The 19,408-nt window shown below is 39.8% G+C and carries 18 protein-coding genes; 9 read left to right on the forward strand and 9 right to left on the reverse strand.

Features of this window, described 5'->3' with window-relative positions:
- Positions 1-63 precede the first annotated feature (63 nt).
- Positions 64-1,965, reverse strand: a complete 1,902-nt coding sequence (locus tag JQC92_RS02100) for an ABC transporter ATP-binding protein (protein ID WP_204998087.1) — start codon at positions 1,963-1,965, stop codon at positions 64-66.
- Between the two features lie 118 nt (positions 1,966-2,083).
- Here JQC92_RS02100 and JQC92_RS02105 point away from each other — a divergent pair, with 118 nt between their 5' ends.
- Positions 2,084-2,278 carry a YheV family putative zinc ribbon protein gene (locus tag JQC92_RS02105; protein WP_204998088.1) on the forward strand — a complete coding sequence of 65 codons (195 nt, stop codon included), beginning with the start codon at positions 2,084-2,086 and terminating at the stop codon, positions 2,276-2,278.
- Positions 2,279-2,281: 3 nt separating this feature from the next.
- Here the strand turns inward: JQC92_RS02105 and JQC92_RS02110 are convergent, their stop codons facing one another.
- A complete protein-coding gene (locus tag JQC92_RS02110) occupies positions 2,282-3,661 on the reverse strand; it encodes a lipase family alpha/beta hydrolase (protein ID WP_204998089.1) in 1,380 nt (459 codons plus the stop codon).
- A 106-nt stretch (positions 3,662-3,767) separates the two neighbouring features.
- Between JQC92_RS02110 and cydD the strand changes: the two genes are divergently transcribed.
- The 3 genes from cydD to JQC92_RS02125 are packed head-to-tail and all read left to right on the forward strand — an operon-like array spanning position 3,768 to position 8,007.
- Positions 3,768-5,492, forward strand: coding sequence for a heme ABC transporter permease/ATP-binding protein CydD (gene cydD, locus JQC92_RS02115; protein WP_204998090.1), 1,725 nt, complete (start codon positions 3,768-3,770; stop codon positions 5,490-5,492).
- Complete coding sequence (gene cydC / locus JQC92_RS02120) at positions 5,489-7,171, forward strand: thiol reductant ABC exporter subunit CydC (RefSeq protein WP_204998091.1); 1,683 nt, start codon at positions 5,489-5,491, stop codon at positions 7,169-7,171. Before cydD ends, cydC begins: the two co-directional genes overlap by 4 nt.
- Positions 7,168-8,007 carry an SDR family NAD(P)-dependent oxidoreductase gene (locus JQC92_RS02125; protein WP_204998092.1) on the forward strand — a complete coding sequence of 280 codons (840 nt, stop codon included), beginning with the start codon at positions 7,168-7,170 and terminating at the stop codon, positions 8,005-8,007. The genes cydC and JQC92_RS02125 overlap by 4 nt, the downstream gene beginning before the upstream one ends.
- 34 nt (positions 8,008-8,041) lie before the next feature.
- On the opposite strand, the gene JQC92_RS02130 is transcribed toward JQC92_RS02125, so the two are convergent.
- On the reverse strand, positions 8,042-9,727 hold the full coding sequence (locus JQC92_RS02130) for a response regulator (RefSeq protein ID WP_204998093.1): 1,686 nt from the start codon (positions 9,725-9,727) through the stop codon (positions 8,042-8,044).
- A gap of 197 nt (positions 9,728-9,924) precedes the next feature.
- The gene (locus JQC92_RS02135) at positions 9,925-11,160 is read right to left on the reverse strand and encodes an SGNH/GDSL hydrolase family protein (protein WP_204998094.1); all 1,236 of its coding nucleotides are present in this window, start codon (positions 11,158-11,160) and stop codon (positions 9,925-9,927) included.
- 371 nt (positions 11,161-11,531) lie between these two features.
- On the opposite strand from JQC92_RS02135, the gene JQC92_RS02140 reads away from it, so the two are divergent.
- Positions 11,532-11,729 (forward strand): hypothetical protein, encoded by a 198-nt coding sequence (locus JQC92_RS02140; protein WP_204998095.1) that lies wholly within the window; start codon positions 11,532-11,534, stop codon positions 11,727-11,729.
- 220 nt (positions 11,730-11,949) lie between these two features.
- Here the strand turns inward: JQC92_RS02140 and JQC92_RS02145 are convergent, their stop codons facing one another.
- Both JQC92_RS02145 and JQC92_RS02150 read right to left on the reverse strand, forming a co-directional pair.
- Positions 11,950-12,684, reverse strand: coding sequence for a Crp/Fnr family transcriptional regulator (locus JQC92_RS02145; protein WP_204998096.1), 735 nt, complete (start codon positions 12,682-12,684; stop codon positions 11,950-11,952).
- 116 nt (positions 12,685-12,800) lie between these two features.
- Positions 12,801-13,442 carry a glutathione S-transferase family protein gene (locus JQC92_RS02150; RefSeq protein WP_204998097.1) on the reverse strand — a complete coding sequence of 214 codons (642 nt, stop codon included), beginning with the start codon at positions 13,440-13,442 and terminating at the stop codon, positions 12,801-12,803.
- Between the two features lie 126 nt (positions 13,443-13,568).
- Between JQC92_RS02150 and JQC92_RS02155 the strand changes: the two genes are divergently transcribed.
- Positions 13,569-14,147, forward strand: a complete 579-nt coding sequence (locus tag JQC92_RS02155) for a TetR family transcriptional regulator (RefSeq protein WP_204998098.1) — start codon at positions 13,569-13,571, stop codon at positions 14,145-14,147.
- Between the two features lie 38 nt (positions 14,148-14,185).
- Here the strand turns inward: JQC92_RS02155 and yhbY are convergent, their stop codons facing one another.
- Positions 14,186-14,488: a ribosome assembly RNA-binding protein YhbY gene (gene yhbY / locus JQC92_RS02160; RefSeq protein WP_204998099.1), complete on the reverse strand. Its 303-nt coding sequence runs from the start codon at positions 14,486-14,488 to the stop codon at positions 14,186-14,188.
- A 90-nt stretch (positions 14,489-14,578) separates the two neighbouring features.
- Between yhbY and rlmE the strand changes: the two genes are divergently transcribed.
- The 3 genes from rlmE to folP all read left to right on the forward strand — a co-directional run bounded on the left by rlmE (position 14,579) and on the right by folP (position 18,161).
- Positions 14,579-15,208: a 23S rRNA (uridine(2552)-2'-O)-methyltransferase RlmE gene (gene rlmE / locus JQC92_RS02165; RefSeq protein ID WP_204998100.1), complete on the forward strand. Its 630-nt coding sequence runs from the start codon at positions 14,579-14,581 to the stop codon at positions 15,206-15,208.
- Between the two features lie 72 nt (positions 15,209-15,280).
- Positions 15,281-17,239, forward strand: coding sequence for an ATP-dependent zinc metalloprotease FtsH (gene ftsH, locus JQC92_RS02170; RefSeq protein ID WP_204998101.1), 1,959 nt, complete (start codon positions 15,281-15,283; stop codon positions 17,237-17,239).
- Between the two features lie 88 nt (positions 17,240-17,327).
- Entirely contained in the window at positions 17,328-18,161 is an 834-nt protein-coding gene (gene folP / locus JQC92_RS02175) for a dihydropteroate synthase (protein ID WP_204998102.1), read from the forward strand.
- Between the two features lie 310 nt (positions 18,162-18,471).
- Here folP and JQC92_RS02180 read toward each other — a convergent pair whose 3' ends face one another.
- Positions 18,472-19,014, reverse strand: coding sequence for a peroxiredoxin (locus JQC92_RS02180; RefSeq protein ID WP_420851285.1), 543 nt, complete (start codon positions 19,012-19,014; stop codon positions 18,472-18,474).
- Positions 19,015-19,119: 105 nt separating this feature from the next.
- The coding region (locus tag JQC92_RS02185) for a transposase (protein ID WP_204998103.1) at positions 19,120-19,408 on the reverse strand (289 nt) is incomplete at its 5' end.

A 19,408-nucleotide genomic window follows, 5' to 3' on the forward strand; every position in this document is an offset into this window, starting at 1 on the left:
GAGAACAATATCAAATAATAAGTGGCCAAAAAAGATGAAGTTTAGCCAAGTAAGCCATACATCCTAGATATGTTCGGATTCAATTTCCTCAATTTGTTCCTGAAGTTCTAACCACTCCATTTCGCTTTCTTCCATATCCTGAGTAAGCTGAGTTCGCTCATCAATGATGGATTTAAGCACTTCTTTTTTGTCATCGTCATACAAGTTCATATCAGCTAAGCACTCTTCAAGCTCCGCAAGTCGAGAGCTCATTTTTTCTTGTTGTCTTTCAAGTTTAGTCTGTTGCTTCTTGAGTGGAGACAACTTATTACGTAATTCGGCTTGTTTACGTTTTTGTTCTTTTTTATCGATAACGTCGCCAGATGCTGACGGAGTATCGTTACGAGCATCAGCTTTGTTCGCCTCTAATATCCACTTATGATAATCATCTAAGTCACCATTAAATGATTGAACGCGGCCAGCATCGACGAGGTAGTAATCATTACAAGTGAGACGAAGTAAGTGTCTGTCATGCGAGACAATAACCATTGCACCTTCAAATGTTTGTAAAGCCACTGTTAAGGCATGACGCATATCGAGGTCTAAATGGTTCGTTGGTTCATCGAGTAGCAGCATATTAGGGCGTTGCCACACTAATAAGGCCAAAACGAGACGGGCCTTCTCTCCACCTGAAAAAGGACGTACAGGGTCGAGCGCCATATCACCAATAAAGCCAAAACCACCTAAAAAGTTACGTAATTCCATTTCTTTTGCATCTGTCGATAAGCGTTGTAAATGCATTAGTGCTGAATCGTCCAATGACAAAAATTCAATTTGATGCTGAGCAAAATAACCGATCTTTAAACCTTGGTTTGGTTGGTATTCACCTGACATTGGTTGCAGTTGACCAGAAAGCAATTTAATCAGTGTTGATTTACCTGCACCATTTCGTCCGAGCAAGCCAATACGAGCGCCCGGAACCAAATTCATTTTTACGGAATTTAAAATAGGTGTTTCACCATAACCCACTTTTACCTTTTCCATCGCAACGAGCGGATTTGGTAAGGCGTCAGGAGCTTTAAAGCTCATTTTAAATGGACTATCTGCATGTGATGGCATTAATTCAGCCATTCTTTCCAGTGCTTTTAATCGACTTTGAGCTTGCTTCGCTTTACTCGCTTTATAACGAAAGCGGTCAACAAACGACTGCATATGAGCACGTTCTTTTTGTTGTTTTTCATAAGATGCTTGCTGTTGTGCCATACGCTCGGCACGTACTCTTTCAAAGCTGGTGTAGTTGCCCTTGTAATAATTCAGTTTTTGATTTTCAACGTGTACGATTTCATCAACAATTCCATCAATAAAATCTCTGTCATGGCTAATTAAAATTAAGGTGCCTTGATAGCTTTTAATCCAGCTTTCTAACCAATAGGTCGTATCTAAATCTAAATGGTTGGTTGGCTCATCGAGTAATAACAGATCAGAGCGACACAATAAGGCTTGCGCTAAGTTTAAACGCATACGCCAACCACCAGAAAAGCTGCGAACAGGGTTTTGTTGTTCATTCTGGCTGAAGCCTAAGCCTGCAAGTAAGGTACTGGCTCTCGATTGAATACTGTAACCACCGATAGCATCAAGTTTTCCGTGGATATCAGCAATTTTGTTGCCATTATCATCAGCTTGAGCTTGATTCAGCAGTGCTTCTAATTGACGGTATTCTTGGTCACCATCGAGCACATATTCCAATGCAGATACATCCAAGGCTGGTGTTTCTTGGGCTACTGACGATACTTGCCAACCTGATGGCAATGAGAATTCACCTTTGTCGAGCTGTAATTTGCCTTGAATTAATGCCAATAACGATGACTTTCCACAACCATTTGCGCCAACTAAGCCGACCTTATGACCGGGATAAACGGTTAAGGAGGTTTCATCTAATAAGATTTTTGTACCACGAATAAGTTGCGCTTCTGAAATGGATATCATGTGTTTTCTGAAATATTTAATATTGGTGCAGATTCTAACCTACTTAAACACACAACAGTAACGGAATGCGGATTACTGTGTCAGAATATAAGAATACGCAGTATTGGAAGAACAATTAATGAGCAAGTTGAAAAAACGATTTGTTGCAGGTGCTACCTGTCCCAAATGTAGAGCAAAAGATAGCATTGTACTGTTTAAAGAAAATAACGTTGAAACAGTAGAATGTATAGAATGTGATTATCGTGAACAACAAACAGAACAAAAAGTTGAACCTAAGGTTGCAGGTAATGTTATTGGGGTGTTCAAACCTTAGCGCTTATCTCTCTAGCAACTCATTCAGTAAGTTGTCTTGAAAGTTTACATCACCTGTTAGCCCACGATGTGGATTACAGAGGAAAAAAGCGTAATCCAATGGAAAAAAGTTATCTTTCATTCGTGGAATATTGGGATTCAAATAATCCCTTGCCAATAAAGATGGCTTTGTTACTACTCCATCACCAGGTTCAAGCATGATCCGTTTATAATTTACATTTGATAAAGGACGTTCAATTTCGTCTTGTGTTAGGCGTGAAACTAGTTTTCCGTTTATGTTTTCAAATACAATTCTTGCTGGAGTCGGGTTACAGTTACCTCCAAATGCGATAATGGAGTACTCAGGGTTTTCAAAAGGTTTGGATAGGCTGAGGTGAAATGCCTTTGCTCGATGTAAGTGCATAGCAAAATAGGCTTTTAAAATTTGTAGGTGCTTCTTAGCTTCTGCTGGAGAGTCAGCATCGTCAAACAACTGTTGATTTAGTTCAGGACTGTAAATGCCCCACTGGAATCTTTCCCAAGTTTTAGGATCATATAAGTCAATGTTTAATGGCTTTCCATGAATGTCTGCAGCCCAGCTTACGGATGGGTGTGGTAATAACTCATAGATACTTGGTAAAGTGGCAATCGATAATGGAGAAAACTTACCGCTCAGAATTTGTAAACCACTAATAAAGTGAATCAAGCTCGATGTCGCACCTAGATTAGGGCTACCAAGTTGGATTAAACGCCTCACTTTTTTGGCACCGTCTTGGGTTACTACAGGTTCATCTTGCTTATGAACTTCTGTCACACCGTACTTTAGATAATACCGAGAAACCAACCCTCCTTGGCTGTGTGCTATCAAGTCTACTTCTAAGTTTGGATCGTCATAGTCTTCTCTTATTTGATCAATGAATTCGTCAAGCTTCTTAGCGGTGCGAAAAATATTTTGGCGCCAATCGTATGGAAATAGATAATAGCGTCGCCCTTGCCCTGAATATGTATCGCCAACTTCAGCGTGTTCAAAATCAGCATAATTTTCGAGGACATTCATTAAAGAGCCATAAACGTCTACTCCCAAAGCTTCTGAAATGAGTGAGTGCGGTTGTAATTTACTCATTCCAGAATGCAGCGTGTCATCATCAATCATTAACGCCAGATCATTATAATCACTGAAGATAATCGAAGTAGTAGAACCTGGCCATACAATTTGACCATCAGGGGTTTTAAGCGTGCTTCCACCGAGACCAGGAACGATGACCACGGGGGGCTGAATGTAGCCGTCTTCTGTAAACGGTAGCTTCATATCATCAATGTGATAAAGGGCTTTGAGGTTTGGCCTGTTATCAGAACACCCGAATAATACGACCAAAAATGTAAAAGTTACGAATATTTTTTTCATCTTGCTGACTCCAAATAGCATTTAAAGATTAGTTCAATTACATGGAGTTACAAGTGAGATTTTAAGGTATAGTTTAGAAAGACTTATTTACTGATTGTTATGATGTATGAATCCAGAAACAGAAAGAAAAACGAACGATCTCATTCAAAAATGGGGTAGGTCAGCACGAAGGCCTATTTCACTTTCTGTGTTCTTAGGTGTGCTGCAAGGTGTTATTATTGTGGTGCAATCGTTTTTTGTGGCTCAGACACTTCATGACATTATTATTTTAGACAACAATGAATTGTTAATTAAAAATTTGATCATCATTTTTTCTTTAACCTGCCTAAGGGCAATCGTGCACGTTACTAAAGAAAGAGTGAGTTTTAAAGCGGGTGAAATAATTCGAAAATATGCTCGTCAGTCAATGTTACAAAAGCTCGACCAACTCGGACCGATTTACTTAAAATCAAAACCTGAAGGTTATTGGAACAGTTTATTGCTTGAGCAAGTCGAACAACTTCAAGACTACTACAGTCGTTACCTACCTCAGCGAAGTTTAATTGCTTTTATCCCTCTCATTATATTGGTCGTGATATTTCCTCAAAGCTGGATTGCGGGTTTAATTTTATTAATCACAGCCCCTTTAATTCCTTTATTCATGATTCTTGTCGGTAAAAGTGCGACTAAGGCGAGCCAACAGCACAACCAAGCGCTGCAAAAACTAACCAGTTATTTTGCTGATCGTTTGTCTGGACTGTCGACATTGAAATTATTTTATCGATATCAAGCTGAACTGAAGGGCGTCTCTCAGGTGTCTGAAGACTTTCAAAACCGTACCATGTCGGTATTGAAACGTGCATTTTTAAGCTCTGCAGTATTGGAATTTTTTAGCTCGGTCTCAATCGCTTTACTGGCTGTCTACTTAGGCTTTAGCTTTTTAGAATACATTGATACAGGGTTTTACGGCGTAAAGGTTACCTTGTTCAGTGCCATGTTTATTTTATTGTTAGCGCCCGAATTTTACCAACCTCTAAGAGAACTCGGTACTTTCTATCATGCAAAATCGCAAGCGGTAGCATCAGCTGAGAGTATTCTTGAATTGCTCTCAACACCGACACCGAACAGAAGCATGCAAGCTGATTTTTCAAGCGGTATTTCAGTTGAAGCGACCAACTTGATAGTAAAAACGCACAGTGAGACGCAGTTACTGGGGCCAATTTCATTTCATTGGAGGTTAGGAGAATCTATTGCAATTGTTGGTCGCAGTGGTTGTGGAAAAAGTAGCCTTGTTAATGTGATTTTGGGTTTTCTCCCTTATGACGGCAGTTTAAAGGTCAATGGTGTTGAACTGAAGACATTGGATTTACGCCAATGGCACCAACAGTTAGCTTGGCTTGGACAAATGCCACACTTAGTTTCGGAAACACTGAAAGCAAACTTGATGCTGGGAAATGATCTCATAAAAGATGAAACATTAAAGCTCGTACTCGACGAGGTTGGTTTATCACATTTGAAAAGCGAGTTAACAAAAAAAATAGGTGAAAAAAATTATGGCGTTTCTGTTGGGCAAGCACAGCGAATTGCGCTTGCTAGAGTGTTACTCACACCCAAAAGGTTGTTAATACTTGATGAGCCAACTGCAGCACTTGATGGTGAATCTCAGTTTGTGGTCTGGCAGAATTTATCAAAACTGCTCAAAGCTTCTGGTGGGTTATTCGTAACTCATAAAATGGAAGAAATGCAAGTGGCAGATAAAATATGGCTCATTGAAAATAATACGTTAACCATTGGTGAATTTGCCGATCTCTATGCTGATATTATGCCCTTTACGGATAGGATTGAGACATGAAAAATGCTTTGAAGTTTGAATTGAAGGCACTCATTCCCTTTATTCGTATGTTTAAATCTCAATGGCAAGCAATTGCTTTAGGCATGCTGCTCGGTATGGTAACGATTGCTGCGAGTATTGGTTTATTGGGCCTTTCTGGTTGGTTTCTTTCTGCGACGGCAATTGCTGGGTTAACTGCGATAGGGATCAAAAGCTTTAACTTCTATACTCCCGCAGCAGGGGTTCGATTTTTAGCTGTACTGAGAACCGCCGGACGTTACGGAGAGAGAATTGTTACTCATGATGCGACATTAAAATTACTTTCCAATATTAGAATTTGGTTGTGGCAAAAGCTTCAGCCTTTAAGTTACTCGAAACTCGCACGCCTAAAGCGTGGTGATATTTTGTCTCGATTGTTGACCGACATTGATATTCTGGATCAACTGTACTTACGTTTGATCACACCTATCATTTCTTTTATCGTTCTTGTCATTGCGGGTGGCTTGGCTTTATCGATATGGCTCCCAGAATTTGCCGGTTATTTAGTGTCGAGCTTGCTCGTTTTAGGCTTGCTTTTGCCTTGTATTGGTTTTCTGCTTTCAAAGAGAGCGGCAATAATTGAGCTTTTGAGTAAAAAACAATATCGAAGTGGCCTCTTAGAATATTGCAGTCAAAATGTAGAGTTAACGATTTTTGCTGAGCGAGAAAAGCGTCAGCAACGTTTACATGAAATTGAGCAGAGCATTTATCAAACCCAAAGGCTTTTAGTTAGAAACCAAGCATTGATACAAGCGTTACTGTTTCTATTACACGGTGGCGTAGTTACGTTTGCATTATATTTTGCAGCCACTAGCTCACTAACAGGTGAGATTGCACCACCAATAGTCGCAATGATAGTTTTGGCAGTAATGGGAACATTTGAACTGTTAATGCCTATCGCAATGTCGAGTCAATACCTCTCTGCGTGTGCATTTGCCGCAGAACGAGTGACTCAGTTAACAGATAATACAGATAACGAAATATTTGGTCAGTATAAGCAGTTGGCGCATTCAGGGAAATTAACGATTGAAAAACTGAGAATTAATTTTGATGAAAAGCCGATTTTCTCTCAGTTGGACATCAGTATTTCTCATCAACAAAAAGTGGCCATTGTCGGGCGATCAGGTTGTGGTAAAACGAGCTTATTAGCAGCAATAACTCGTTTGATTAGCTATCGGGGTGTCATTAAGTTAGATGAGATTGATGTGTCAGAATACTCCGAATCTGCACTCAGGCAATCAATCACTTTTATCGAACAGCAACCACAGATATTCTCAGGCTCGTTAAAAGATAACTTAGCCATTGCTATTCCAAGTCATGACACCGTAGACGATGAAGAATTAAAGCGTGTACTCGATAAAGTACAGCTTACTTATTTGCTCGAAGAGTCAGGTCTCAATTTGTGGGTCGGCGATGGTGGGAGGTTGTTATCGGGTGGCGAGTTACGAAGGCTTGCTTTTGCAAGGGCGCTACTCAGAGAATCATCATTGCTATTGCTTGATGAACCTACCGAAGGTTTAGATTTTGAAACAGAGCAAAATCTAATGCAGTTAATACTCGACATATTCAATGAAAGTACTGTAATTATAGTAACCCATAGAATGAATCATCTTCATTACTTTGATGAAGTGATTAATATTGAACCTACGAGGGCGCAATGACTGAGCATTTATTGGATAGATCAACTTACCCTACAGTTGTGATTACTGGTGCTTCTAAAGGCGTCGGAGAAGCATGTGCTATTTTGTTTGCGCAGTCCTTTCCTGATGGCGTTAATATTGTCGTTGTTGCCAGAAATGTAGCTGGATTACATGAGATAAAAAATAAACTTCAAGCTTATCCTCAGTGTAACGTACTTATGGTTACTGGCGATGTCAGTATCAATAGCTGTTGTAGACACATGATTCAACAAGCTGTCTCTTATTTTGGAAAAATCGATGTGCTAGTCAATAATGCAGGCTTACATCATCGAGGGGATTTTGAAAAGCGTGAGCCAGATGAGTTAGCCAGTATGGTCGATGTAAATTTAAAAGCGCCAATTTATTTAACTGCACTTGCTTTGCCATATATGCCATCGAATAAGAAAAGTGCGATTATTATGGTCGGGTCTTTAGCTGGCCGTGCGCCATTGCAGGGCGCAGCGGTTTACAGTGCTACAAAATCAGGTTTACGGGCGTTCACTTATGCTCTTGCCGACGAGTTTATTGCTAGAAAGATCAAAGTGGCTGTCGTTTCCCCCGGTCCAATTCACACCAGTTTTATCATGGATGAAATTGATCATGTGGAAGACATTGTTTATTCACAGCCCATGAGCACTGCAGAGCAAGTTGCACAGGCTATTCTAGAGTTAACTCAAAATAATAAAACTGAAATTGCAATGCCTTGGCTGAGTGGTGTATTAACAACGGTGAGTTACTTATTTCCGAAAGTTCGTCGAGGCACTCGCCCTATGCTTTACAAAATTGGCGCAAAGAATAAGAATAAATATCGCCAATAATACCAATTACTGTAATTGGTATAAACGTTAAGACTCAATCAAGTTCTAGCTTTGTTTTCGCCAACTCTGTTAGTCGTTGAATTTCATTCGCAGTCATATTGAGCTTTTCTTTATTGAATGAGCAAACAAATTGGCAGCTATCAACAAGCTCTTTTAAATGTCCTTTACTGTGTCCGTTGGGTGCTTCTAGCGAAATTAAATCTAAAAGTAATACACATAGATTCGGATCATACTTAATGAATTTATAGGCTTTAATCGCTTTATCAAATGCTTCTTTTGGTCTGGCCGTAGCTTTAAGCGCTTCAGCCTCTTCAAGTGATTCTTGGGATTGCTCTATGACATTATTAACCCGCTTTTGAAAGCTATTGATGAGTTTAAGCATACTTAAATTTAAAATATCATCATCGCCATCATTGCACAGTTGTTTCGCTCTTAGTGTGCTGTTTTGTAAATTTTTGGTATTTCCACAAATAGCACTCAAACAAGCAATCATCATGGCTGAATAAAAGTTGTTAATTTGCTCTTTTTGAATTTTTTGTTCGAGGCGAATGCTTTCTTCAAACAGAAATGTTGATGCTGAATAAATGCCGAATAAAGCAGTCAATGAATTTAAACTATCAATACTTTTATTTTCACCCATTTCTACTTTTGACTTTAATGTTGCGATTAAGCTCAAAGCTTCTGCCAAGATACTCTCAACTTCGTCTTCGGTTTTTGATTCATTAAAAGCAGAAAGCATGAATGTTAAGCATGAAAATGCTTCTATGTGAAAGTCATAACGGCTTGTTCCTACGACTTTATCGCAGAACCGGAAGTAGCTATTTGCTGACGCAGTTTGATCTCCGATTGATGTGGAGAGATTCGCAATAATGAGTTCTCTGACTGGGTTGGATGAATTGATTTTATGTAAGGCTTTGAAGTGTTTTAACGCATCAGGAACTGAGTCTTGAACTAGCATGGAGCGTCCCAGTGCTGTTCTGGCTTCGACGTTATGAGGGTGTTTCTTTAAAATTGATTCAAAAATTTCATCGGATGCTTTTATTTCACCTAACTCAAAAAGTGAGTTCGCAAGACCTACTTTTGGCCATACGTGAGAGGTCATTTTAATCTCTTCTTCGTAAAGCGCTTTAGCACTGTGAAGCTTATTAAGCCTTAATAAACAATCGCCCTCAAGCCTTTTTATATAAGCTCTATATTCTGGGTAGGTTTTTATCGACCAATGGCATTCATTAATCGCATCTTGGTATTTTTTTGTTGAAACTAATCTAAGCAGAGAGGTCAAAGAGACTTTTCTTTTCATGACTCGGCTTAGTCGTTGATCAAAATCTTTTTGTGAGAAAGGTTTAATTAGATAATCGTCAGGTTCCATCTCTAAGATATGAGCAAATATTTTCGGGTTACCATCACCGGTAATTAGGATAAAAACGGCATTATCCGGCAATAGACCTTGATGTTTTATTTCATCAAAAATCATCCCACCATCAATGTGATGATCAAGATCATAGTCGCAGATGACGGCATCAAATTTATAAGAAGCCAGAAGCTGTAAGGCCTTAGTACTACTCGTCGTCGTTGTAACTTTTGATTTTGAAATGCCTATTTCATTGAGAATAGATTGCATTAAAGAGATGAAATTTGGTGAATCATCTATAATTAAGAATTTTTTATTGTTAAACAATGAATCAGCAGATTGCGTTCTATTTTCCGTAGCGCAGAGCATGAACTTCCTATTAAGACTCTATCTAATTGGTAATATAAGGCGGTATAAAAAGACGTTTATTGTAATAAAATTTTGGCTTTCTGACAGTGTTTTTTTATTGAATTGATAAGGCGGGCTGTAATGTCAATATTATTGAAAATACTAAGCCCATCCATGGACTTGCATCTATTATCGTATGGGACGAAAAACACCTTTTATTACTTTAAGTTACACTTGAATCCTTGTTGTCTCAGTATTGCGCAGGCCTTCTCGGCAATAACCTTATGAGTGGCTGTTGTCGGATGCACGCCATCCCAAAACATATATTCGCTTTGATTTTCACATATGCCACCGTTTGGAGTCGCCATTTCATTTATGGCTCTCAAACTCGGGTTGTTTTGTACAACCTCTGAGTCATCCAGTCCTGGTGAAGGAAGTGTTGAGCATGGTTGATCTAGCACATACATACCGTGGTCGTGTGCATTAGCAATGATGTCTTTAAAAATCTTATTTGCATCAACAAAGATAACATTAATGCCTTTGCTAATATATTTTGATTTTAGTTCGATGAATCTCATCATTAACAAAGCGTTGTGAGTGTTGATTAAACGTGTTGTTTCTTGGGCTTTATCCATACCTGAGCCATTTAAATAACGTGGGGTCTGGGCAATATTAGGCATATTCAACCAAGCAACACTTTTAGCGCCTTTTGCTATCGCATCTTCAATCACTTCAGCTTGTGCATTAACAGCTCTGGCAGGATCTTGATAGAGATTAAGGTAGTCATTACCTCCAAAAAACAGAATCGCAAGGTCATTTGGATGATAATTACCATATTTATAGTTCACCCCTTTCGCAATGAGCTTTAAACATGGAGGCACCAAACTACCATTTACCATGTTCATCGCAACCGTTTTTAGATCGCCCTTTAGATCTCTAATCCCTAAGGCTTTATCGCCTATACAGAGTGACCAACCACCGGCGTGAGAAACATTAATATAACGGCTGGTATCATTTAAGGGGATGCCCATCATTTGTGACAGATATTCTGGCCACATCGGTCCGTTACTCCAACGGCCATTATCGTAGTGAGGTGCTGGTGTTACAGGTACAGCGCCAGATTTTTCTAGAATTTTTGCTGTGGCCTTCAAGATCCCTTTTTCTACGGTACGGCATGGAACGTATTTCCAGCTACAAAACCAACCGTAACCCCATACTCTCTCTGAGAGCCAGGCTCTAACCCAAGGCTGCATATGATCAATACCTCGATCACCGGCCTGGCCATTAAGGGTTTTTGTAAGAAACCAAGTAGAGTTATCTCCACCGTCATCAGACAGACTATCTCCGAGAACGACGATTCGGTCGACTTGCTTTTCAGCTGCGTTAGCTGGAGCAGTGTTGGCGATTGTTACAAATCCTAACATCACCATAGCGATCAGTTTCGATATTGACATGTTGTTCACCCTTAGATTTTGTTGATTTTTTGTTCTTATTGTTATAGCGACAACATTAGCAGGTAAGATGAGTTCTTATCATAATTATTAGTTATTTAAAGTGCATAAAAAACCAATATAGAGCATAAGAACTAATTGAAGTATCTATAAGTTGTTAATATTTAGGTTTAAAAAATAAGTGGTGCTCTGCGCTTTAAGTCATTTAAAGAGATAGTATTTTGTTTATTTTGTGAGGTTAGTTAAAAAAGTGTAAATAATTGGGATGAGATAGATGTTTTCGATCATAAAAACATCTATTTCAGTAAGATTAGGGATCAACGATATACCCATGATACCTGAAACATGCATCTTCAAGTATCATGGGTATAGACATGCTTGAGGAAAGTGATCTTGATAACAAGTCAGGGCGTTTAAATAAGCAACTTTGGGCATTTGGGCCTGAAACAAGTTTAGGTGCTTATTCTAACGGTCGGACAGCGTCATTCTTAGGCAAAGGTGATCGCTTCATGAAAGTGGACTGGGATACACAACAAAAGTTTGCTTGTCGTGAACAAAATGGTGAATGGTAGGTTTCTCATCAGCAAGGGCGTATTGCACAGGGTAAAAGTATCTGCGAAGCCGGCTTTCCCAGTTCAACGTTTGATGTACCAATGAATCCAGTATAGGCACAAGCTCTAAGGGATAAAATGGCGCCAGATGAAGTAATCCATGTCAACTACGGTTACAAAGGTAATCATCTATGGGCACCAGGAAAGTGGGGGCGTTAGGTAGCCGTATGGGGGATCCCCCTTAGACTACCTGAATATCAATTTGATTTTTAGATGTCGTTTCAAATGGAATATCAACAATAGCGTAGAGTTCACGCATGTCATGGATGATAATATTGTGGCCGCTTTCAGAGATAAGCTCCTTAGCGGTCATTTTTTTCATTAAACGAGAAAAAGTCTCAGGCTGAATAGATAAACGTGAAGCAAGAACTCGTTTAGGAATATCCAATTTTACCCGCCCGGTATTTTCACTGGTTATTTGCATATGTCGCATAAAAAATAACAGCAAACGAGACTGCGCATTCTGTAATGAAAGCTCTTCAACTTCAGTGATGTTTTTTCGAAGACGAACACTCATGTTAGACATCACAGCCATGCAAGCTTCAGAATTATGCTTAAGCATTTTTCGATAACTGTCGTTATCAAAACTGATTAATTGACACTCGGAAACGGCTTGTGAAGAGACTGGGTAATTGGCTTGTTTATTAAACATCAGCGCTTCAGCAAATGTGTGGCCTTCGCGTACCACTTCAATGACTTTATCTTGACCTTGAGGATTACTTCTAAACAATTGAAGTTTGCCGTGCAGTAATAAATAGAACCGATTGGCAGGCTCCCCTTGAAAAAATAAATTTTCGTTGGGATTCAAGTGAACTAAAGCTGCTGAATTCATCACTCTCATTAACTCTGCTTCTTCTAAGCTTTTGAATAAGTGATGTTGATGAACAACTCTCTTGATGTAAGGTTCTTTAATCATGTTAATTAGTAGTATGTGACCCTACTGACGAATTTACCGCAATTGAATTTGAAAAACACCTGAGCAGATCAAAAACTGATTGAATTACTCAGGTATTTTTCTTGGCTCAAAAAATGTTATTGAGCCATCATCGCCTTATCAGATGTTAATCGTCTCTGAAATAATTCAGTAGCAAAGAGACGTTGTTGATAGGCTACGAGTTTAGGCCACCTTTCACTGTCGATTTTGTGACCGGCATACATGGTGTTGATTAAGTTTGAGCCTAATGCAAAATCAGCCGTTGTCAGCGAAGCTCCAACTATGAATCCTGCATCTGAAAGTTGTTCGTTTAAGTAATCGAATACAGGAGGAATGTCATTTTCAATCAGATTTTGAATACGTTGCTCGTCACTTTCTTGCTTCATAAGATGGACTTTTACAAATCGTTCAAAAAAGATTGGTCCGCAAGCGCTTAATAGTACGGTATCAGCGTACTCTTCAAACCAACGTACTTTAGCTCTGGCTACCAAGTCTTGGGGATAGATCGGGTTTTCAGGGTATCTTTGATCTAAATACTCGCAAATAACAGAAGAGTCAGCTGTAGAAATTAAATCATCTTCAAAAGCTGGGATTTTCTTTAGAGGGCTGAGTTTTTCAAAGCCTTCCGGTATTGCAACAGGAGTAATAGGGTTGATATCAAAATCAATGCCTTTGGTTTCTAGTGCAAAAATAACCTTACGAACGAATGGGGATAACGGAGCACCATGAAGGGTAGCCATAGAGAGTCCTACAAGAATAAGTAACCAATTGGTAAAATACACTTTATATGAGGAATAATTCCTAGGCAACAGATTTTTACCAATTGGTTCGTTATAATACTGGGACGTAATTTTTGGAGCGAACACGTGTCAAGACCTAAAAACTATCAGCGGCAAGACGTCATTGAGAAAGCGCTCGGTATTTTTTGGCGTAAGGGCTACGCAGCGACATCACTTAATGATTTGATTGAAATTACAGGACTAAACAAACGAAGCATTTATAATGAGTTTGGGAGTAAAGATAGCTTATTTATCGAAGTCTTAAGACGTTATAGTGAGTTGAGAGAACCTGTAATCCAAATTTTGAATCAACAACCTTTAGGTATGGACAACATTTTTCAGCTACTGAGAGAGATGGCTGCACAAATCGATGACAGGGGATGCATTTTAGTGCTGAGCTTAAATGAAAGAGAGTTATTGAGTGATCAAGCATTAACTTATGTACTGCAAAGTTCTCTTGGGTTGCATGATTTAGTAAAACTAAATATTCATGCTGGAAAGGAAAGTTTAAGTTTGGAAGCCAAAACGGCTTTAGTTGATTTGATTACAGCTCAAAGCTTTGCAATTGTGAATATGGCAAAATTGGGGCAACCTAAAAATCGCATTAAGTTAGCTGTTGAAGCATTTATAGGATTGATTGAAAGTCCAAACCACGCTCACTCTTAATAGAGTTAATGCGTGGTTCAAGCTTCAAGGCACAAAAATTACTTTTTAGCCTTAGGGATGGCAACCTTCATTTCTTCAGATTGACGGAATAAAACCACAATGTGGCCGATTTGCTGAACCTTAACAGCTTGAGTTTCACGAACGATAGCGTCGATCACTGCATTTTTCATTTCGCGGTCCGTAGACGGCACTTTTACTTTAATTAACTCATGATGAGTTAATGCTGCGTCAATTTCAGCCAGAACTCCTTCCGTTAAACCATTTGCACCAAGTAATACAACGGGTTTTAAGTCGTGAGCTAATCCCCTTAGGAACTGCTTTTGTTTAGTGTTTAAATTCATTGTTACACACTTTTTCTGAGTTACTGTTGAAAAGTGGGTATTCTACCCTTATATAGCAATTATGTAATCTAGATTTATTGTGGTTTCTTAATGACAACCAAAAAAAGAAGTGCGAGCTCTGCTCGTTGGATGCAGGAGCACTTTGACGATCACTACGTCAAGTTAGCGCAAAAACAAGGATTGAGATCGCGCGCAGCTTTTAAATTAGAAGAAATTCAACAAAAAGATAAACTCATCAAATCAGGTATGACGGTTGTAGATTTGGGGGCAGCACCTGGTGGTTGGTCACAAGTCGCAGTAAAACATATTGGTGAGCAAGGCAATGTTATCGGTTGTGATATTTTGCCCATGGATCCGATTGTTGGCGTAGACTTTCTTCAAGGTGATTTCCGCGAAGATAAAGTACTTGAAGCGTTATTAAGTCGAGTAGGCGATAATAAAGTGGATGTGGTGCTTTCTGACATGGCGCCGAATATGAGTGGTGCAGGTGCTGTTGACCAGCCGCGTGCGATGTATTTGGTTGAGCTAGCTTTAGATATGTGTCATCAAGTGCTCGCACCAAATGGCAGTTTTGCGGTTAAAGTTTTCCAAGGTGAAGGCTTTGACCAATATATGAAAGACGTAAAAAACGCTTTCAAAGTAGTAAAGACTCGTAAACCCGAATCGTCACGTGCACGTTCACGTGAAGTGTATTTGGTAGCGACAGGTTACAAGTTATAGTAATCTAAAAGGACGGCTGTAAAAGCCTTGAGTTAAAAATTTTTCACAAGACTTTAAACGAGGTCAGTTAATTTGAGTGACATGGCTAAAAATTTAATCCTTTGGGTTGTCATCGCTGTTGTATTGATGACGGTTTTCCAAGGGTATTCTCCATCTTCTTCATCGACGCAGAAGTTGGACTATACGACGTTTTTGAATGATGTTCGCAATGGAACTGTTGCGCAAGTCGAAGTAAAAAGCGATCAGCGTACTATCGTAGGGGTAAAAAGGTCGGGTGATAAATTTACTACCGTCATGCCTCTTTATGATACTGACTTAATCAACGATTTAGATCGCAAAGGTATCACCATGAAGGGGCAAGCGACGGAAGAATCCGGTTTCTTGACTCAAATCTTCATTTCTTGGTTCCCTATGCTATTGCTCATTGGTGTATGGATATTTTTCATGCGTCAGATGCAAGGCGGTGGCGGTAAAGGCGCAATGTCTTTCGGTAAAAGTAAAGCCAAGTTGATGAGTGAAGATCAGATCAATACTACTTTTGCAGATGTCGCAGGTTGTGACGAAGCTAAAGAAGAAGTGTCTGAGCTGGTGGATTACTTAAAAGATCCAACGAAATTCCAAAAGCTGGGTGGTCGTATTCCAACCGGTGTGCTGATGGTGGGCCCTCCAGGTACAGGTAAAACGCTTCTTGCAAAAGCCATTGCAGGCGAGTCTAAAGTACCTTTCTTTACGATATCTGGTTCAGACTTTGTTGAAATGTTCGTGGGTGTTGGTGCATCTCGTGTACGTGATATGTTCGAACAAGCTAAGAAGTCAGCGCCTTGTATTATCTTTATCGATGAAATCGATGCCGTGGGTCGTCAACGTGGCGCAGGTCTAGGTGGTGGTCATGATGAACGTGAGCAAACCTTGAACCAAATGCTGGTTGAAATGGATGGTTTTGAAGGTAACGAAGGTATTATTGTTATTGCTGCAACTAACCGTCCAGACGTACTAGACCAAGCATTACTTCGTCCAGGTCGTTTTGACCGTCAAGTAGTTGTAGGATTACCAGACGTGAAAGGTCGTGAGCAAATTCTTAAAGTTCACATGCGTAAAGTACCGTTAGCTGAAAATATTAAAGCCAGCATTATTGCTCGTGGTACGCCAGGCTTCTCAGGTGCCGACCTTGCCAACCTTGTTAACGAAGCTGCGTTGTTTGCTGCACGTAATAACAAACGTGTTGTTGGTATGGAAGAGTTTGAAAAAGCCAAAGATAAGATCATGATGGGTGCAGAACGTCGCTCAATGGTTATGTCTGAAGAAGAAAAAGAAATGACGGCTTATCATGAAGCTGGTCATGCGATTGTTGGTTGTTTAGTGCCGGATCATGATCCAGTTCATAAGGTAACTATCATTCCACGCGGTCGTGCGCTTGGTGTGACTTTCTTCTTACCTGAAGGTGATGCTATTAGCCAAAGCCGTCAGAAATTAGAGTCTCAAATTTCTGTAGCTTATGGTGGTCGCTTAGCGGAAGAAATGATTTACGGCGCAGAGAAAGTCTCTACTGGCGCTTCACAAGATATCAAATATGCGACGCAAATTGCGCGTAACATGGTAACTCAGTGGGGGTTCTCGGAGAAACTAGGGCCTCTGCTTTATGCTGAAGAAGAAGGTGAAGTATTCTTAGGTCGTAGTATGGCAAAATCAAGCCATATGTCTGATGAAACTCAATCAACAATTGATTCAGAAGTTAAAGTTATTATCGATGGAAACTATGTTCGTGCAGAACAATTATTGAAAGATAATGAGGACATTCTGCACTCAATGAAAGATGCATTGATGAAGTACGAAACTATCGGTGCGGATCAAATTGATGACTTAATGAATCGCCGTGAAGTTCGTGCTCCGGCTGATTGGGAAGAGTCTGACGACAGCGATAAAGGCAATGATAAAGGCGTAAAAGCTGAAACTAAGCCAGAAGCTGAGACAAAATCTGATGAGAAGCCTGATGCAGATATTAATGATGCAGAAGGTGATGCGGCGAAGTAATTCGTAGCGTTTAAATGAAAAGCCCCTTTCTAGGGGCTTTTTTGTTGAAGAATGATTTCAACTAAGTGCCTTTGTTTGGGAGTGTGTAATGAAGTTAAATAGCGGTAATAAAACGTTAGATCTTTCATGTCCAGTGGTAATGGGGATTCTTAATGCAACCCCGGACTCTTTTTCTGATGGCGGTAAGTTCAATACTTATGAAACAGCTTGTCTTCACGCAGATGAGATGATTGCCCAAGGGGCGAAAATTATTGATGTAGGCGGCGAATCTACGCGACCAGGTGCACCTGAAGTTTCGCTAGCAGATGAACTTGAGCGTGTGATTCCACTCATTCAGCATTTAAGCAAAAAAGACGTTTGGATTTCGATTGATACCAGCAAAGCTGAAGTGATGCGTCAAGCGATAGACGCTGGTGCGAACATCATCAATGATGTAAGAGCGCTGCAGGAACCTGGAGCATTAGACGTTGCTGCTGAAGCTGGACTACCTGTTTGTCTGATGCATATGCAAGGTACACCTAGAACGATGCAAACATCACCTGAATATCGAAATGTAATTGAAGATATTTGTGAGTTTTTCAAACTGCGAATCGATGCCTGCATTGCTGCGGGGGTTAAACGAGAAAATATCATTCTCGATCCAGGTTTTGGCTTTGGGAAAACGTTGGAACATAATTTACAGATTCTTGCGAATCAAATCGAATTCCATCGCTTTAACTTGCCCGTGCTCATTGGTTTATCACGCAAAAGTATGTTCGATAAACTTTGTGGTGGCAGAACCGTTGAACAGCGATTAGCAGGAAGTTTGGCAGGGGCAATGCTCTCTGCACAGAAAAGTGCGCATATTCTTCGAGTTCATGATGTTGAAGAAACTCAAGACGTGCTTGATGTGTTTTTTGCAACTCAAAAGTATTCAAAATAAAAAGGGCTCTTGAGAGCCCTTTTCGCTGTTATACTCGTGATACCTGAAGATGCAGGAATTCAGCGAGAACTAATTGCCATTTAGACAAGGCATTTACTAGCAGCAATAGTGGTTCTATTACAAGGGTAAATAACGCAGAATAAATGGCAATTAAACTCGCACTGCGTGGGCTTTTTAGCGTAAACTCTTCTGCGTTGTGAAAGCTTAAATTAGCCCGCTAACTCTTCACTTTCACGCCTTGAATAATGCTCCGCTGAAAAGCCCTGAAAGTTGCATCTTCAAGTATCACGAGTATATTACTGTCGAAATGTTAAAAACCTTGTGCGGGTTCAACTTTTAACATATCTAAATTCTTCGCAATATCTTCTGCTGCTGTTTCTGGATTTACATTTTTATCGACATGAAGAATACGACCATCTTTGCCGATATAAAAAGTGACACGACTGGCTACGCGTAACCAATTTAGAACATCATATGATTTAGTGACTTTCTTGGTGGGATCACTCAGCATCGGGAAGTCAGCTTTATTTTTCTTAGCAAATTCTCTATTTTCATCCAAATCGTCCACACTGGCCATCATATAAGCAGCGTTATACTTTTTGATCATGTGACCTTTTTTTGCAAGTGAACGACACTCAATCGTACAACCACGGGTATTGGCCATAGGATAAAAAGCCAAGACAACAGCTTGTTTTCCCATGTAGTCATCGAGCTTGTACATGTTGCCATCTGTTGCCATTAGCTCAAACTTGGGAGCCATATCACCGACTTTTAAGTCCGTAGCATAGGTACCAAACGAGAAAGTGAGGGTTATGATTAAACTGATAAATAAGTTTACGATGTAAGTTTTCACAATAGTCGTCCTTGAACAGGGTGTGTAACTTAGTTTAGTGCTTTGCACAGAATTTGAACATACGAATTTTTATTTTTTTAAAGGCTCATATCGGGTTCAAGACTGCTAGGTAACCAATAGTTGAATGAGTGGTTCAAGCAGCCCTTTACCTCGTAGGCCAGCATTATGTACAAACTCAAAAAAACCAAGATAAAGAGGGAGTTTTTCTTGTGATATCCCTCGATGTGGTCTCAACCATGGTCTAAGTAATGACCAGAAACCTTCCATCGTGTTAACGTGCACTTCATAGAATCCATCACCGTCTTCATCTCTAGCGTACTCATGTTTACTGTGGCACACACTTTTATGTTCATAACCCCAGTCTTCAAGTGAATGGTAAATGTTGTATTCATCG

It is taken from the genome of Parashewanella hymeniacidonis, assembly GCF_016900895.1.
Lineage (GTDB): Bacteria > Pseudomonadota > Gammaproteobacteria > Enterobacterales > Shewanellaceae > Parashewanella > Parashewanella hymeniacidonis.

What these genes read in the sequence shown, in the direction of transcription:
- JQC92_RS02150 (WP_204998097.1), bottom strand. Translation starts at nt 13,442, where the DNA reads ATGGCTACCCTTCATGGTGCTCCGTTATCCCCATTCGTTCGTAAGGTT.
- JQC92_RS02100 (WP_204998087.1), bottom strand. Translation starts at nt 1,965, where the DNA reads ATGATATCCATTTCAGAAGCGCAACTTATTCGTGGTACAAAAATCTTA.
- JQC92_RS02105 (WP_204998088.1), top strand. Translation starts at nt 2,084, where the DNA reads ATGAGCAAGTTGAAAAAACGATTTGTTGCAGGTGCTACCTGTCCCAAA.
- cydD (WP_204998090.1), top strand. Translation starts at nt 3,768, where the DNA reads ATGAATCCAGAAACAGAAAGAAAAACGAACGATCTCATTCAAAAATGG.
- JQC92_RS02135 (WP_204998094.1), bottom strand. Translation starts at nt 11,160, where the DNA reads ATGTCAATATCGAAACTGATCGCTATGGTGATGTTAGGATTTGTAACA.
- JQC92_RS02125 (WP_204998092.1), top strand. Translation starts at nt 7,168, where the DNA reads ATGACTGAGCATTTATTGGATAGATCAACTTACCCTACAGTTGTGATT.
- JQC92_RS02130 (WP_204998093.1), bottom strand. Translation starts at nt 9,727, where the DNA reads ATGCTCTGCGCTACGGAAAATAGAACGCAATCTGCTGATTCATTGTTT.
- yhbY (WP_204998099.1), bottom strand. Translation starts at nt 14,488, where the DNA reads ATGAATTTAAACACTAAACAAAAGCAGTTCCTAAGGGGATTAGCTCAC.
- cydC (WP_204998091.1), top strand. Translation starts at nt 5,489, where the DNA reads ATGAAAAATGCTTTGAAGTTTGAATTGAAGGCACTCATTCCCTTTATT.
- folP (WP_204998102.1), top strand. Translation starts at nt 17,328, where the DNA reads ATGAAGTTAAATAGCGGTAATAAAACGTTAGATCTTTCATGTCCAGTG.
- JQC92_RS02145 (WP_204998096.1), bottom strand. Translation starts at nt 12,684, where the DNA reads ATGATTAAAGAACCTTACATCAAGAGAGTTGTTCATCAACATCACTTA.
- rlmE (WP_204998100.1), top strand. Translation starts at nt 14,579, where the DNA reads ATGACAACCAAAAAAAGAAGTGCGAGCTCTGCTCGTTGGATGCAGGAG.
- JQC92_RS02140 (WP_204998095.1), top strand. Translation starts at nt 11,532, where the DNA reads ATGCTTGAGGAAAGTGATCTTGATAACAAGTCAGGGCGTTTAAATAAG.
- JQC92_RS02110 (WP_204998089.1), bottom strand. Translation starts at nt 3,661, where the DNA reads ATGAAAAAAATATTCGTAACTTTTACATTTTTGGTCGTATTATTCGGG.